The sequence below is a fragment of the Mycobacterium innocens genome (genome assembly GCF_900566055.1).
GTDB lineage: Bacteria > Actinomycetota > Actinomycetes > Mycobacteriales > Mycobacteriaceae > Mycobacterium > Mycobacterium innocens.
Map to the genome: position 1 here is coordinate 1 of NZ_UPHQ01000229.1, position 15,395 is coordinate 15,395.

General features: G+C 67.3%; 15 protein-coding genes and 1 pseudogene. 6 read left to right on the forward strand and 10 right to left on the reverse strand.

Annotated elements, in window-relative coordinates; translation table 11 throughout:
• Positions 1–222: 222 nt before the first annotated feature.
• The 7 genes from EET03_RS22170 to EET03_RS22195 all read right to left on the reverse strand — a co-directional run bounded on the left by EET03_RS22170 (position 223) and on the right by EET03_RS22195 (position 5,961).
• Entirely contained in the window at positions 223–717 is a 495-nt protein-coding gene (locus EET03_RS22170; protein ID WP_075540946.1) for a hypothetical protein, read from the reverse strand.
• Between the two features lie 184 nt (positions 718–901).
• Positions 902–1,456, reverse strand: a complete 555-nt coding sequence (locus tag EET03_RS22175) for a hypothetical protein (protein WP_075540947.1) — start codon at positions 1,454–1,456, stop codon at positions 902–904.
• Positions 1,453–1,599, reverse strand: a complete 147-nt coding sequence (locus EET03_RS31875; protein ID WP_244232484.1) for a hypothetical protein — start codon at positions 1,597–1,599, stop codon at positions 1,453–1,455. Before EET03_RS31875 ends, EET03_RS22175 begins: the two co-directional genes overlap by 4 nt.
• A 45-nt stretch (positions 1,600–1,644) precedes the next feature.
• Positions 1,645–1,917: a hypothetical protein gene (locus EET03_RS31880; RefSeq protein WP_075540948.1), complete on the reverse strand. Its 273-nt coding sequence runs from the start codon at positions 1,915–1,917 to the stop codon at positions 1,645–1,647.
• Positions 1,918–2,442: 525 nt separating this feature from the next.
• Positions 2,443–4,188, reverse strand: coding sequence for an AAA family ATPase (locus tag EET03_RS22185; protein ID WP_082274414.1), 1,746 nt, complete (start codon positions 4,186–4,188; stop codon positions 2,443–2,445).
• Positions 4,189–4,340: 152 nt separating this feature from the next.
• Complete coding sequence (locus tag EET03_RS22190; RefSeq protein ID WP_075540950.1) at positions 4,341–4,574, reverse strand: excisionase family DNA-binding protein; 234 nt, start codon at positions 4,572–4,574, stop codon at positions 4,341–4,343.
• A gap of 205 nt (positions 4,575–4,779) precedes the next feature.
• A complete protein-coding gene (locus EET03_RS22195; protein WP_099193737.1) occupies positions 4,780–5,961 on the reverse strand; it encodes a tyrosine-type recombinase/integrase in 1,182 nt (393 codons plus the stop codon).
• Positions 5,962–6,692: 731 nt separating this feature from the next.
• On the opposite strand from EET03_RS22195, the gene EET03_RS22200 reads away from it, so the two are divergent.
• The 6 genes from EET03_RS22200 to EET03_RS22225 all read left to right on the forward strand — a co-directional run bounded on the left by EET03_RS22200 (position 6,693) and on the right by EET03_RS22225 (position 13,397).
• Positions 6,693–8,045 (forward strand): MFS transporter, encoded by a 1,353-nt coding sequence (locus EET03_RS22200; RefSeq protein WP_082274415.1) that lies wholly within the window; start codon positions 6,693–6,695, stop codon positions 8,043–8,045.
• 187 nt (positions 8,046–8,232) lie between these two features.
• Positions 8,233–8,532 (forward strand): PE family protein, encoded by a 300-nt coding sequence (locus EET03_RS22205; RefSeq protein WP_075540952.1) that lies wholly within the window; start codon positions 8,233–8,235, stop codon positions 8,530–8,532.
• Between the two features lie 24 nt (positions 8,533–8,556).
• On the forward strand, positions 8,557–9,816 hold the full coding sequence (locus tag EET03_RS22210) for a PPE family protein (RefSeq protein ID WP_082274416.1): 1,260 nt from the start codon (positions 8,557–8,559) through the stop codon (positions 9,814–9,816).
• Positions 9,817–10,088: 272 nt separating this feature from the next.
• On the forward strand, positions 10,089–11,318 hold the full coding sequence (locus tag EET03_RS22215; RefSeq protein ID WP_075540954.1) for an acetyl-CoA acetyltransferase: 1,230 nt from the start codon (positions 10,089–10,091) through the stop codon (positions 11,316–11,318).
• A gap of 2 nt (positions 11,319–11,320) precedes the next feature.
• A complete protein-coding gene (locus EET03_RS22220) occupies positions 11,321–12,835 on the forward strand; it encodes a carotenoid oxygenase family protein (protein WP_075540955.1) in 1,515 nt (504 codons plus the stop codon).
• Positions 12,836–12,914: 79 nt separating this feature from the next.
• The gene (locus tag EET03_RS22225; protein ID WP_063472341.1) at positions 12,915–13,397 is read left to right on the forward strand and encodes a VOC family protein; all 483 of its coding nucleotides are present in this window, start codon (positions 12,915–12,917) and stop codon (positions 13,395–13,397) included.
• Between the two features lie 5 nt (positions 13,398–13,402).
• Here EET03_RS22225 and EET03_RS22230 read toward each other — a convergent pair whose 3' ends face one another.
• The 3 genes and pseudogenes from EET03_RS22230 to EET03_RS22240 all read right to left on the reverse strand — a co-directional run.
• Positions 13,403–14,140, reverse strand: coding sequence for a trimeric intracellular cation channel family protein (locus EET03_RS22230; RefSeq protein ID WP_063472340.1), 738 nt, complete (start codon positions 14,138–14,140; stop codon positions 13,403–13,405).
• Positions 14,141–14,181: 41 nt separating this feature from the next.
• Positions 14,182–14,601: a hypothetical protein gene (locus tag EET03_RS22235; protein ID WP_075540956.1), complete on the reverse strand. Its 420-nt coding sequence runs from the start codon at positions 14,599–14,601 to the stop codon at positions 14,182–14,184.
• Positions 14,602–14,637: 36 nt separating this feature from the next.
• Positions 14,638–15,269, reverse strand: a pseudogene (locus EET03_RS22240) (VOC family protein); the annotation flags it as partial.
• Positions 15,270–15,395 lie beyond the last annotated feature (126 nt).

A 15,395-nucleotide genomic window follows, 5' to 3' on the forward strand; every position in this document is an offset into this window, starting at 1 on the left:
ATACAGTTCGGTCAGGAGGGCATCGAGGTCTGTCTTCATAACTGTCCATCGGTGCCCTCCAACCACATCCTTCACAAGCCGACACGCCGAGAGTGCAACCACTGCGGCGCCGCTCGGCGTGTCGCCGCCGCCAGTACACACTCGGCGCAGCCGATGCACACTCCGCGCGCAGTTGGGAATTACTCATCTAGGTGAATTACGGGGCATTACTGGTCATTACCGCTACGACGCCTTGGCCTGCGGTATGTAGCTGAGCCACTTGTCGATCTGAGCCGCAGCTTCGGCGGGGTCGACACCGGCGGGCAGATCGGCGAGCGCCTGACGGGCGGCGGCGTGGACCAGCGTGCCGAGCGCCTGCTTCTGCTCGCTGGTCATCGGCCCGGCGGCGACCGGCTCCGGCGCGGCTTCGGCGACCGGCGCGGCCTTCGCGGCGTCGAGCCGCGCCTTGGCGTCGAGCGCGAACGTGTCGGCGGGGTCGATCTTCCCGGCGACCTTGGTCACCTCGACCGGCACAACCTTGCGCTGCGAGTTCCTGACGACGCCGTTGTTCGCTGCCTTGTCTGCTGCGGCCCCGGTCTTGTGCCACGACCACGCGCCCCAGTTGTCGGCACCGTCGTCGGCGCACAGCAAAGCATGGGTGTAGCGCATGGTGGCGCTGGTGCGGGGGAAGGTCTCCCCGTTGGGAGCGGTTGCAGTGTAGGTGATCCGGGCGGGCATGGCGTCTCTTGACGGTTGTCTAACTAGGGTGTAAGACGACCATAGACCGCCGTCTAGCAAACCGTCTACCAACCTAGGTAGACGCCCGATACGGGGCACATCGGGCGTCGCGAAGGGGTGTGCCCTACCTAGACGCGCCCGCCGATACCGGGTAATTGCCTTGCCGCTGAACGAGTCTCGATGGTCAGACGCGGCGGCTACCTCCGGCGTTCCACCCGGCCAGCGGGTCGTAACCGTCGGCGCTGCCTTGCGGCTCGGCCTTCGCCTCGGCAGTCTCCCGTGCGGCACGCTGGGCAGCGGCGCGAGAAGCCAGTTCGGCCAGAGCCGCCGCCACCGACACGCCCTGTAGCGCAGCGGCATCGGGTTCGGCGTCGGGGTCGTCATCGTCGGACCCATCGGAATCGGGGCTCTCGTCAACGCTCGCAGACGAAACCATCGGGATCGGGTCATCTTGTGACTCAGGCGCTTCCACGGGCTCTACGCCGCGCTTGCGGTCCAGCACTGCTGCCCACTTCCGCAATTCGTCGGGGCTGAGTGCGCCGAGTCCCACGGCCTGCCGGGCGACATCGCACTGCAACTCCCACAGCGGATCGCCGTCGCCGACGACGGAGCCGACAAGTTCCCGTAGTTCGGCAACTGCCTGCTGTTGCAGATCGGTCGGCGACAGTCGGCCTTGCGCGGCGTCGTCGGCGACACTCAACGCCGCCGGGGTCACGTCGCGCTTGGTGGAAGTGCTCACTGCTCGATCTCCTTCGGTTCGATGACTTCGGCGTCGACCACTTCGAGCAGCCGGGTACGCGCCTCGGCGATGATCGCCGCCGGGGTCTGGGTGACGGTGACGTCGAGCTTGTCGGGTGCGTTGAGCCCGTAGAGCCGCGCCAACTCGGCGTCGGCACGGGTGATGACGTCGATGAGTCGGGCGACCGACTAGTGATCCCCGGCCTTCTGCGACTCCGCCAGCGACCGCAGCGCCGCGCCCAGGGTGACCCGCTTGCGCTCCACGATCCCGGCCCGCGCCGCCTCGGCGTTGGGCAACGGGTTGCGCTCGCGGTACCGCTTCACGGCCAGCTGCGCTGCGCCGACGCTCTTGAACCCGAGCGCGTCCCTGATCTTCGACCACGACTGCATACCGACCTCGCGCATCACGAACGCTTGCTCGGCGCGGGCGCGGCTCTCGGCCAGCGGCATCACTTGACCCATACCACAGGGATACCTCAGAACCGTGCACGACTGAGGTAGGGCGACACCGCTCCGGCCCGGTGAGGCGAGGTGACGCCGCCTCGCGTTCTCCAACCGTCGCCGGTCGCGAGTACCGCGATGACACCGCCTCACGCCGCCTTTCATCACCGCCTCCCCACCCCGTCTCTGAACCGACCGCGCCCACGGAACGGCCAACCGCGCCGGTCCCATAAGGACCGGGCGCAGTCGGCGCGGTTCCTGTCGCCGATCCGGCGCACTTCGGCGCAGTTATTAACAAAAACCTGCTCTGAGCTGCGGTTATTACTGCGCGGGTTCGGTGTCGGCGCACTCCGGCGCGGTTCGGCGCGCATAACCCCGACGACGGCGGGGATACTGGGCATCAGCGCAGTTCAAACGGTGCTTCGGAGTGCGCCGGTCGCACCCGGCGCGTTTCGTCGCCGACCTGGGCTTTTAGCGGACCGCGCTGGGGGTCGATCGGCGCGGTTCACCTGGGCTTTTGCAGACCGCGCCGGACCGCGCCGGAGGTCAATCGGCGCGGTCGGCGGCGATCGTGAAGGCGTCTTCGGGCCGATCGGCGGCGTGCCACGCGGGGCGCTCTGCGGAGCCGCGATTGACGATGTAGCCGAGGCCGTCGAGCCGGTCAAGCGCACGCCGCAGGCGGCTCCGCGACAGCTTGCGGGTCTCGGTCGGGAGTTCTTCGAGACCCCGCAGCGACTTGCCGGGGTGGTCGCTGATGAGCTTCCAGGCGGTGTCGTCGTCGCTGCGATCCGCCGCCCTGGCGCGGTCGGCCCTCGGAGTGCTGGCGCTGAGTGTCAGGCGGCAGTCGTTGCCCCGGCTCAGCAGCGCCGGAGGCACGTCGACATCGAGCCGTCCGGTCGCCGAGAACAACCGTGGCGTGTCGGCAGCGGGCGGGCCGTCGAGCCAGATCGTCGCCAGGGTGTCGACGCCGCCCTCAATCGAGCTATGACCGCGTGCGCCCTTGGTGGGGTCTTTGCCGAGGTGGTGCACGATGACCAAACCGGCGGCACTGCACTGCACCGCCAGCGCCTTGATGCCGTCGATGATGTCGGACACCTGCGCCGAACTCTCGTCCACCTGAGCCGCCGCGAGCACCGTGTAGAGGCAGTCCACGATGATCACCGCGCCCGGCGCGATCAACTCCTGCCAGCGCGCCCGAGTGGCCTCGTCACGCAGGTCCAGCAGGCGGCTGCGACCCCGCAGCGGGTGCAGGTCGATCCGGTCGAGGTGCTCGGCGGGGATGCTGACCTTCGTGTACTCATGGTGCAGCATCGCCGGGGTCATCTCGGTGTCCATCAGCGCCACTCGGGCTCCGGCGGGCAGGTTGGTGGCGAACCGACCCAGGAACTCGTCGCCGCTCAACATCGAGCGCACCATCTCGACCACGGTGGTGGTCTTGCCGGCCTTCCGCTCGGCGAACAGGCCCAGGCTCCCGTCCATCGGCATCAGCCCGTCGATCAGCCAGGCGGTGTCGGGAGGGGTGTAGGTCGCCAGGTTGATCCGACCGGGAATCTCCACGGCGGCAACCAGCTTCGCAGCCTCGTTGGCGCGGGCCTGCTCGGTGGCACGCAGCCGGTCTTCGGCGTCCCAGGCGCGCACGATGCGGGCCGACTCACCCAGTGCGACGGTCGTCGCGTCGGGCAGCGCGGCGATGGCCTCGGGCGGTGCTCCCCGGTCGAACAGCTGCGCCGTGGTGAGTGACACCGGGCGCTGCTTCCGGTCGCCGACGAGAGCGGCGTAGGTGTTCTCGGCACGCGCCGCGTCGACCACCGCCGTCGCCCATGTCTGGCCGTCGTCGGCGGCGCGCACCACGTCGGCCAGCGCGCAGCGGGCCTTGGGGTCGATCCCTGCGGTCGCCACACGCACCTCGCTCAGCGACGCGATGCCGTTGGCGGGCGGCGGATTCCAGGTCACGCGGCGCTGAGCGTGCCAGGCGTCCACGTCACGCCTGGTCGGGCGCGGCCCGGTCAGAGCGCCCACGGCGGCGAGATCGGCGACGTTCACCGCGATCAGCCGCGTGAGGGCTTTCCTGCCTGCTGCGCTGAGGCCGGTGCAGGCGTCGGCGGCATAGCGACCGCTGACGACTGTCGCCGAGCTGGCCGCTGCAGCGGCTTGCTCCGCCTCTTTGCGCTTGCGGCGCTTCTCGCGACCCTCGGGGGTGTCGAACGGGTTCACTTCCATCGCGTGGCTGTTGTGGCCGTTGGCCTTTGGCGACCCAGCGCGGCTGCGCCCACGGGAGGTATTCTCGGTCATGTCTCCTGCTTTCGGTGATCGGGAGTTCGTTGGGGTGGTGCCCGCCCGGCACCCGCGTCGAGGCCAAAACGGCGCGCTGGGCGGGCATCACTGCGTTCAGGGGTTCAATCGCGTTGACGTGCAGGCTTTTCGGCTCATCAGAGCGCAGGACTCTAGCGAGTGCCCGCTTGGCGGTCGGCGTATATCTCAGCCGGGATAACCGGCTTCATCGTCGCGTCGACATCGGCGACCTTCACGCGGATGGCGCTGCCGGGTTTGTCGGACAGCCGGTAAGCGGGTAGCTCACCGCTGGCGATCTTCTCGCGAAAGGTGAACACCGAGAATCCGGTGCGCACAGCGGCGTCCTGCAGGGACATGAAATGCGGGGTGGTGGTCTTGGCACTCACTGGGTTCTGCTCCGTGGTTGGTGATCTTCCCCTGCTGAGATTGGGAGAGGAGACGGAGACGGAGGGGGTCGTGCCTGAGACAGAGAGTGAGACTGAGAGTGCGGGTCTGGGGCGACGCGACCGGCCCGCTCAGAATAGCTCATGCCGCGTTTAGTTCCGTTGGGTTCTCGCCGGTCGTCTCAGATTCGTTGCGTAAGTGCGTCTTTCATTCCGCTGCTGGCGCGTCGCCCGGCACTGCCGGGACGGCCAGCGCCGACAGACGATCGGCAAGCATGTCGGCCCGCCCGGCGGCGACGTGCTGGTAGCGCATGGCGGTGCCGCTGGTGGTGTGGCCCAGGCGGGCCATCAGTTCCTTCAAGGTCGCGCCGGTCAGCGCCGCCAGCACCCCGCCGCAGTGCCGGAGGTCGTGGAAGTGCAGATCGTCCTTTCCGATGGCCTGCCGGGCGTTGAAGAACGGCGTGCGATACCGGCCCTCGGCATAGAACCCGCCCGTCACCGGGTCGGCGAACAGCAGCGCCGTCTTGGCCTCGCCGACGTGGCTTCGCAGGTGGGCCGCGATGACCGGGCGCAGGTGCGGCGGCACGGTGACGGTGCGGTTGGACTCCTTGGTCTTGGTCGGCCCGGCCTCGAACTTGCCGTGCCGGAAAGTCACTGCTTTGTTGACCCGCAGCGCGGAGCCGTCGGCGGCGACGTCGGCCCGCGTCAGCGCGAACAACTCCCCTCGCCTAAGCCCGCACCACCCGGCAAGCAGCACCGTCAGCCGCAGCGCCTCGGGCATCTTGTCAGCCAGCGCCGCCAACTCGTCGGGCTCCAACAGCACCACCGACCGCTTGGTGTGCTTTACCGCCGCTGCGCCCTTGATGCGGGCAGGGCTGCGGTCGATCAGCCCGTCATCAGTCGCCGTGTTGAGCACCGCCTGCAGCACGCCGTAGGCCTGAGCGTTGCGGGTGCGGTGCTCGGTGCCCAGGCCGGTGAACCACACGCGCACGTCCTCGGGCGTGATCTCGGCCAGTGCCCGATCCCCCAGCGTCGGCAAGATGTTTCGCTCAAGGTGGTACTCGTAATTGTCGCGGGTGCGCGGCGAGATGGTGCGGTGCTGCAGCCACGGCTTGGCGTAGTCGCGCAAAGTGAGCTTGCGCGCCGCCGCCTTGGTCACCCGGTCGGCGGGCGGAGTCCACGTACCCGGCTTGCGGCGATCGAGGTCGATCAGGTCGCGCTCGTTCTGCAGCCATGACGCGCCGGAGTCCTTCGTCGGGAACGTCGCCGGGGCGTAGTGCAGCGCGCCGTGGTGCAGGTAGCTCGCCTGCCACCGGCCCGACCCGCGTTGGCGGAGCCGCCCGAATCCCCGGCGGCTACGGGTGGCGGTGGCGGGCTTCTTCTGGGTCATCGCGGCTGCTCCTCGCGGGCTACTTTCGGGCTATAAGCGGGCTATAAGCGGGCTATAACAAGCCTATAAAGAATCCAACAGAACCTAACACCGGCAACCGCTAATATGCGGCTCTGTCAGCAACTATAGCGCCATCAGCGCAGTTGAGAGCGAATGGGTGGACCACTCATCCGGCTAGTTCGAATCCTGCCGGGGGCACCAGGGGGCACCAGCTCAACTGCAGGTCAAAGGCGACACCGGGCTACCGACACGGGTCCGGCGCCTTCCTCGCGCCGTTCGGCCCGCTCGACTGCAGACACCAACTTCAATCAAGCTCCGGCAACAATCACGGCTACTGAGGGCACGGACACGGTGACCGCAACCGTCGATGTAACGACCCCGACGACGCCGCCGCCCACGCTGACCACGCTCCAATCGCCGGCTTCAGCGCCCCCCTTGCCGCCCGCCCTGCCCGCTCCGTAGTAACGGCGCGGTCGTCGCCCCTTACCGCGCCCGGTTGTCGCGCTTAGGCGGGCACATCGGCATACCCCCCACTGGCTGTGACTGCTGAGGCGCATGGCAACAGCTGGCGATCGACATCGCACCGATGCCCTGCGCCACCACTCGTCACCGGGTACGCTGCCGCAGGCCCCTGCGGGCGGTCGACGAGGAGGACAACCGGGTGACTGTGGGTGATCGTTTGCCGCCCGACGATTCGGCCGACGTACCTGCGCAGGGTGGTTGCGGCGTCCATGGCCGGCACCGTCGTCGAATGGTATGAATTCTTCCTCTACGGCACCGCCGCGACGCTGGTGTTCAGCAAGGTGTTCTTCGCCCAGGGCGGCAATGACCTGGACGCCATCCTCGCCGCCTTCGTGACCTATGCCGTGGGCTTCGCCGCCCGCCCGTTGGGTGGCATCGTCTTCGGCCAATTGGGGGACCGCTTCGGACGCAAGAAGCTGCTGCAGCTGAGCCTGCTGCTGGTGGGCGCCGCCACGTTGTTCATGGGCTGCCTGCCGACCTTCACCCGGATCGGCTACTGGGCTCCCGCACTGCTGGTGACACTGCGGTTCATCCAAGGTTTCGCCGTCGGCGGCGAATGGGGCGGTGCGGTTCTGCTCGTCGCCGAGCACAGCCCCAATGCCAGCCGTGGCTTCTGGGCGAGCTGGCCGCAGGCGGGAGTCCCCGGCGGCAACATGCTGGCCACCGTGGTGCTGCTGGTCCTCACGTCCACATTGTCGGACGCAGCGTTCCTCAGCTGGGGCTGGCGCGTTGCATTCTGGTTGTCGGCGGTTGTCGTCCTGATCGGCTACTACATCCGCACCAAAGTCACCGACGCGCCGATCTTCCTCGAGGCGCAACAGCAAAGCGAACGCGCCAACGCAACGTCGTTCGGCCTCACCGAGGTGTTAAAGCGTTATCCGCGTGCCGTTTTCACCGCGATGGGGATGCGCTTCGGGGAGAACGCCATGTACTACCTGGTGGTCACTTTCTCCATCACCTATCTCAAGGTGCACGTGCACGCCAACACCGTGGCCATCCTGTGGTGGCTGCTGGCCGCCCATGCCGCGCACTTCGTCGTCATCCCCCTGGCCGGACATCTCAGTGACCGATTCGGCAGGAGCCCAATCTATTTCGTCGGTACGCTCACCGCCGCCACGTGGGGTTTTTTCGCTTTTCCGATGATGGACAGCGGTCGCAACGCAATCATCTTGTCAGCCGTGGTGATCGGATTAGTCTTCCATGGCCTCATGTATGCAACCCAGCCCGCGGCCATGGCAGAGATGTTCCCAACCCGGATGCGCTATTCCGGAGTCTCACTCGGTTATCAGGTCACCTCCATCGTGGCCGGTTCACTGGCGCCGATCATTGCTGTCCGCTTGCTCGAAACCAACAAGTCCGCAACGCCCATTGCCTGGTACCTGGCGGCCGCCGCCTCGGTCAGCGCCGCGGCCGTCCTGGTCGCCCGCGAGACCAACGGCGTCGACCTGGCCGACGTCGATCGCGCCGACGCCCAGCGGCTGTTTGCCGAACGAGATCCGGTGCACCTGGACGAGCCTCGTGAGGGACCGGAGCCGGTCGCCCTCGTCGTCGACACCGAATGACTTCCGAATAGCGCAAAGCCTCCTTATCCATCCGGTATGGATCTCGGCCAAACCGGGGTTCAGCGAGCAGGTAACGAAGTACCCTGCAGCCAAGGAGTGCCTTCCTGCCGGGTTTTCGGGGCGCCTGCCCGTCTAATTCACCTATCGGACAGGCAAACCGGCGCCTTCTGCGAGTGAGGAGAATGTGATGACGTTTGTGGTCACCCAGCCGGAGACGCTAGCGGCGGCGGCCGGGAATTTGCAGGAGATCGGATCGGCAGTCAGCGCTCAAAACGTCGCCGCGTCGGCTCACACGACAAGCGTGGCTCCGGCCGCTGCCGACCAGGTGTCGGCGCTGACGGCGGCGCGCTTCAGCGCACACGCGCAGCTGTACCAGGTAGTCAGTGCCCAGGCCGCCGCGATTCACCAGGCCTTCGTTGCCGCCCTGGCCGCCAGTGCGCACTCCTATGAGGCGACCGAGGCCGCCAATGCCATCGCGGCCGGTTAGACCGGCTAAGACTGGCCAAGAAGGGTGTTAGCGACGGACTTCGGTGCGCTGCCGCCGGAGGTGAATTCCGCCTTGTTGTACGAGGGTCCAGGGTCTGGACCCATGCTGACGGCCGCCACCGCGTGGGAAAGCCTCACCGCGGTGTTGAACTCCGCAGCGGTTTCCTATGCCTCGTTGGTCTCGGCGCTGACGCTCGAGTCGTGGCTGGGCCCGGCGTCGGCGTCGATGGCAGCTGCGGCCGCGCCCTATGCGGAATGGTTGAGCGCCGCGGCGGAGCAGGCCCGGCAGACCGCCGCCCACGCCTCGGCAGCGGCGGCGGCGTACGAGACGGCGCGGGCCACGGCGGTGCCGCCGCCGGTGATCGCCGCCAACCGCAGCCAATTGGCGTCACTGGTCACGACGAACACCTTCGGTCAAAACACCCCGGCGATCGAGACCATCCAGGCCGACTATGCCGAGATGTGGGCGCAGGACGCCGCCGTCATGTACCAGTACGCCGAAGCGTCCGAGACGGCGTCGACGCTGATGCCCTTCAGTCAACCGGCGCACACCGCCGACCCGGCGGCGTCGGCGTCCCAGGCCGCACAGGTCCCCGGGGGTGCCGACGCGTCGGCCGCGGGACCGGCATCGTCCATCGGTCCCGAAACGCTGCAACTACTCGCGACGGCCGCGTCGTTAGATCCGCTCGGGTCTCAGCTACCCGCGCCGGCGGCCCGCATCACCATCCCCACCCCGATCGGGGACCTGGATGTGCTGGCCCTCTACATCTCGGCCATCGGCACCGCCAGCCTGTCCCTGGCCGTGGTCAACAGCGCGAGACCGTGGTACTACGGCTACAACGGATTTCGCACCGCTCCGAGCCCCGGCGGGATAGGACCCACTCAAGGCGGGCCCATCAGTTCGGAGCGAGAGGTGTTGGCGTCGTCGCAGCGAAGCGGCGGTAGCGCACCCGTGTCGGCAGGTTCGGGCCAGGCGGCCCTGGTAGGGGGGTTGTCGGTGCCGCACGGCTGGACCGTGGCCGCCCCCGAGATCAAGCTGGCAGTCGAGTCGCTGCCCAGCGCCGGCCTGAGCGCCGCGCCCACAGACCTGGGCGGGGCTCCGGTGGGCCTGCTGAGCGGGATGGCGCTGGCGGGTTTGGCCGGACGCGGCGCCGGCGGCACGGGGCCGCGTGTTCCCAACGAAGCTGCCGCGGAGGCGGACGGGGAACCCAAGCGCAAACCCACCGTCGTGGTGATCCAGCAGCCGCCGCCCGCCGGTGGAACACCGGGCAATCGTCCGCTCTGATTGAGCTGGCGGTACTGCCACACCCACGATCTGCGGAATTGCAGCAGCTCGGCACCATTCGTCGAGCTCGAGACCCGTTTTGGCGAAGATGTTTGTCAATCGCCGCCGATGGCAATGTCCCACAAGAGGGGGGCGTATCGGCCGGCCTTTACGCCTTCCCAGGTCCCGTCGGTTCAGCCCGAGAGCCGATGGGGCCGCCCACCTTCCGGGCGGGTGGCGCGGCTCACGGATATCACCGAAGGCGCGCACCAACCTGGGGTACCGTGCCGCATATGGACGGCACTGCAGGCGTGTGGATTCTCGGCGGCTACCAAAGCGATTTCGCTCGCAACCTCACCAAGGAGCGCCGGGACTTTGCCGACCTGACGGCGGAGGTCGTCGCCGGCACGCTGACGAAAGCCCGGGTCGACGCCGCCGACATTGCCGCTACCGGCGTCGTCCATGTCGCTAACGCCTTCGGCGAGATGTTCGCCGCTCAGGGCCATCTGGGAGCGATGCCGGCGACCATGTGCGACGGCCTCTGGGACACCCCGGCCTCCCGGCACGAGGCCGCGTGCGCGTCCGGCAGCGTGGCCACGCTGGCGGCAATGGCCGACCTACGCTCCGGCGCATACGACAGCGCGCTCGTCGTCGGCCTCGAATTGGAAAAGACCGTGCCCGGTGACACCGCGGCGCAATACCTGGGCGCGGCGGCGTGGACCGGCCACGAGGGTACCGGGGCGCGTTACCTGTGGCCGTCGATGTTCGCCGAAGTCGCCGACGAATACGACCGGCGCTACGGCCTGGACGACACGCACCTGCGGGCCATCGCCGCGCTCAACTACGCCAACGCCCGCCGCAATCCCAACGCCCAAACTCGGGGATGGACGATTCCCGACCCGATCACCGACGACGACACGACCAACCCGATCACCGAAGGACGGCTGCGGCGCCTGGACTGCAGCCAAATGACCGATGGCGGCGCGGGACTGGTGCTGGTCAACGACGCCTATCTGCGGGCCCATCCCGACGCACGCCCGATCGGCCGGATCGACGGGTGGGGGCATCGCACCGTCGGGCTGGGTTTGCGCCAGAAACTCGAGCGCGCCGCTCACGACCCCTACGTGCTGCCCCATGTGCGGTCGGCCGTGCTCGACGCATTGCGTCGTGCACAGGTGAGCCTCGACGACGTCGACGGGTTCGAGGTGCACGACTGCTTCACCCCCAGCGAGTACCTGGCCATCGACCACATCGGACTGACCGGCCCCGGCGAATCCTGGAAGGCCATCGAAAACGGCGAGATCGAAATCGGCGGGCGCCTGCCGATCAACCCCAGCGGTGGGCTGATCGGCGGTGGACATCCCGTCGGGGCCTCCGGCGTGCGGATGCTTCTCGACGCGGCCAAGCAGGTCAGCGGCACGGCCGGTGACTATCAGGTCGAGGGCGCGCGAAGATTCGGCACCCTGAACTTCGGCGGCAGCACCGCTACCACGGTCAGTTTCGTTGTCAGTAAAGGCGTTTGATAATGAATGTCGAGATCGTCGGCAAATACCTGTCCACCCTGCCCGAAGACGACGACCACCCCTACCGCACCGGTCCGTGGCGGCCACAGACCACCGAGTGGGATGCCGACGCGCTGACCGCCGTCGAGGGCGCGATCCCCCGCGACCTGGACGGCATCTACCTGCGCAACACCGAGAACCCGCTGCATCCGGCGTTCAAGACCTACCACCCGTTCGACGGCGACGGCATGGTGCACGTCGTCGGCTTCCGCGATGGAAAGGCCTTCTACCGCAACCGTTTTGTCCAGACCGAGGGCTTCTTGGCGGAAAACGAGGCGGGCGGGCCGCTGTGGCCGGGACTGGCCGAGCCGGTGCAATTCGCCAAGCGAGACACCGGCTGGGGGGCTCGCACCCTGATGAAGGACGCGTCGAGCACCGACGTCATCGTGCACCGGGGCATCGCGCTCACCAGCTTCTACCAATGCGGCGACCTCTACCGGCTGGACCCCTACTCGGGCAACACCCTGGGCAAGGAGACCTGGAACGGGCACTTTCCGTTCGGCTGGGGTGTATCGGCTCACCCCAAGGTCGACAGCAAGACCGGCGAGCTGTTGTTCTTCAACTACAGCAAGCAAGACCCGTATATGCATTACGGCGTCGTCGACCAGAACAACGAGCTGGCACACTACGTCGACATTCCGCTGGCCGGTCCGCGGCTGCCGCACGACATGGCGTTCACCGAAAACTACGCCATTCTCAACGATTTCCCGCTGTTCTGGGATCCCCGGCTACTCGAGCACAACGTGCACCTGCCGCGCTTCTATCCGGACATGCCGTCACGCTTCGCGGTGATCCCGCGCCGGGGGGTTAGCGGCGACATTCGGTGGTTCGAAGCGGATCCGACGTTTGTGCTGCACTTCACCAACGCCTACGAAGACGGCGACGAGATCGTGCTCGACGGCTTCTACGAGGGCGACCCCCAGCCGCTGGACACCGGCGGGACCAAGTGGGAGAAGCTGTTTCGCTTTCTGGCCCTGGATCGCCTGCAAACCCGGCTGCACCGGTGGCGGCTCAACCTGGTTACCGGCGCGGTGAAAGAAGAACAGCTGTCGGAGTCCATCACCGAGTTCGGGACCATAAACGACGGATACGCCGCGCGCCAGTACCGCTACGCCTATGCCGCGACCGGCAAACCGGGCTGGTTCCTGTTCGACGGGTTGGTCAAACACGACCTGCTCACCGGAAACCAGGAGGGCTACTCGTTCGGTGACGGTGTCTACGGAAGCGAAACCCAGATGGCGCCACGGGTTGGCGGCACCGCCGAGGACGACGGCTACCTGGTCACGCTGACCACCGACATGAACGACGACGCCTCGTACTGCCTGGTCTTCGACGCGGCCCGAGTCGGTGACGGCCCGGTGTGCAAACTGCCGCTGCCCGAACGCATTTCCAGCGGCACCCATTCGACGTGGGTACCCGGCGCCGAGTTGCGGCGTTGGCATCACGTGGAGTCGCCGGCGGGCGCTGTCGGGCTGTGATGCTCGCGAGCCTGTAATACGGCAGGAAGACTACGAGTAGCGGCCTGCAAATTTACAGGCTCGGTGAAACGGAGGAGCAGTGAACAACAACAAGCGCCGCCGGACGACACACTGGCCCAAGGAGTTGGCATCGATCGGCTGTATCCGCTTCGCCCGTCGCTCCTCGAATTTCGAAGAGACCGTGCGCTTTTACCGTGACCTGGTGGGGCTCCCGCTCTACGAGACGTTCGGGGAAAGCTACGGGAGCAACGGTGCGATCTTCGGTCTGCCCAGCTGGAATCTCACCCTCGAGATCGTCGAGGCGGTCGACGAGGTCGCGGTGGACCACCACGAGCAGCTGTGCCTGTACTTCCCGGACAATTCGGCGCAGCAGGAGGCATTGGCACGGCTCCGGAAGGCTGGGGTCGAGCCCGTCGAGCAGCACCCGTACTGGGAAGCGACGGGAGCGGTCACCTTCCGCGACCCGGACGGCCGCGAAGTCGTGTTCGCGCCCTTCGTGTACGGAGTCAACGAGCCCGCCGACAGCTCCGCCTCGGGCACCCACGAGTTCCCGTCGAGCTGAGACCGTCAGCGCTTCCGCGGCTTGCGTTTTTCGCTGACCAGCGGCAGCGGCGAGTCGTCGCTGTTGACCCGCAACGTAATCCGGGGCAGTCGTTTACCCGGCTGTCTTCGCAGGGCGTAGTGCCACGCCGGCCCTTCCGTCAACTGCCACCCCCGCCAGCGGGCGACAAGGCACAGGACAGCACCGACGACGGTGGCAACCACCGCCCCCACGGTGGCTTGCCCGTAGTGGGCGAAGAGCACCACTACACCGCTGGCGATGACCGCGCAGGTCGCGTAAAGCGTGTTACCGCCGAAGATCTGCGGAGTGCGGCGGACCGCGATATCACGCAGTGTCCCGCCTCCCACTGCGGTGATGGTGCCCATCAGCAGTGCCGCCGCCCAGCCCAGGCCTATCCCGAGTGTCTTCTGCGCTCCCGCGACCGCCCACGTTCCCAGCGCGATCGCGTCGATGACCGGCAACGTCAGGCTCCACGTGCGGCCGTATACCGGCACCAGAAAGGCCACGACGCCCCCGGCGATAGCCGTCACCAGATACAGGTAGTCGGTCAGCGCGACTGGAGGCCCGTGCTGCAACAGGGCGTCCCGGATCAGCCCGCCGCCCAGGCCGGACAGAATGGCCAGCGCCGCAAACCCGATGGGGTCCAAACGTTCCTCGGTGGCGACAATGCCACCGAGCACCGCGTTGCCGAAGACACCGGCGAGGTCGATGACCCGGAATACTTCGCCGAGCGTCGGACTCACGGGGCATCGCTATCAACACAGTCCGCCACGAATGGTGAAGTCTATTGCAGGGTCGCGGCGGCCACCGCCCACAGGGAGCAAACCACCGCGCACCCGGCCGCGCACCCGCCCACGTACAGGCCGTATTCGGCCGACACCTGCGGGTTGACGTTGATCGTGTAGTACCAGATGGTGAGCGCCACTATGAGCAGCGAAACCACTAGCGCGGCAACCGAAGACAGCTTGGCCGACAAACCCCGTCCCACCATCGCCCCGGCCACCAACAACGTCGACGACAGCAACACGATCAGCTGGCCCGCGCCGAACCCAGGCGGAAGGGCCAGGTTACCGTGGGTGCCGCCGATAGCGTTTGCCCAGCCCCCGCCGCCGACCGTCGTCGTCAACCACGGCAGCCACGTGCTGACCGACACGATCACGGCGAAAAGCGCCACCAGCCAACCCGGGCGCAGCCGGCGAATCATGCATGCGAGCGTAATAGGGCGCCAACTCGCATCGAGTCACGCCACGCTTGTCTGCAGTGACGACAGGTTGAAGGCGACGCCCGTCGGGTCGGTGGCCGCGGCAAGCCGCCCGTAGGCGTGTCCTCGGCCGTCCGCAGTGCGGCCCCGCCGTTGTCGGTGATCAGCTGCAGTGTCTTGTCGACGTCGTGGGCGCCGAAGAAGGTGGTCCAGTTCGACGGCACACCGTCGGGCAGACAACCGGCGCCATCCATGACGCCGAGTAATTGCTCGTCACCGAACCACGCTGTGGTGTAGCGGAATTCGTCGGTGTCAGAAATGTCTTCGGTCCGCCACCCGAGGACCTCGCGGTAGAAGTCGATGGCCGCACGGTGATCGCGAGTAGTCAGTTGATGCCAGACGGGTGCGCCCGCTTCGCCGATCACCTCGAAGCCGCGATGCTCCAGCGGCTGCCACAAGCCGAACACCGCGCCCGTCGGATCGCTCGCCACGCTCATGAAGCCCTTGGCAGGTACCTCCATCGGATCCAGGCAGCTTGAGCCGCCCGCGGCGCTGACCTTGGCAGCGGTCGCGTCGACGTCGGCGGTGTGGAAATAGATGGTCCAGGTGTCCGGCGACTGCCACTGCGGGTTGTTGGCCATCAACCCGGCGACGGGATGGCCGTCCTTAGCGCGGATTTCCACGCAGGAGATTCGACGCAACTTTTCAGCTGAATTCGTAGCGTAGGGTTCGGTTTCCCCACCAGGGGACTCGGGTGTCGGGGGGGAGGTCGGCTTGCCGGAGGACGGGTGTGTAGG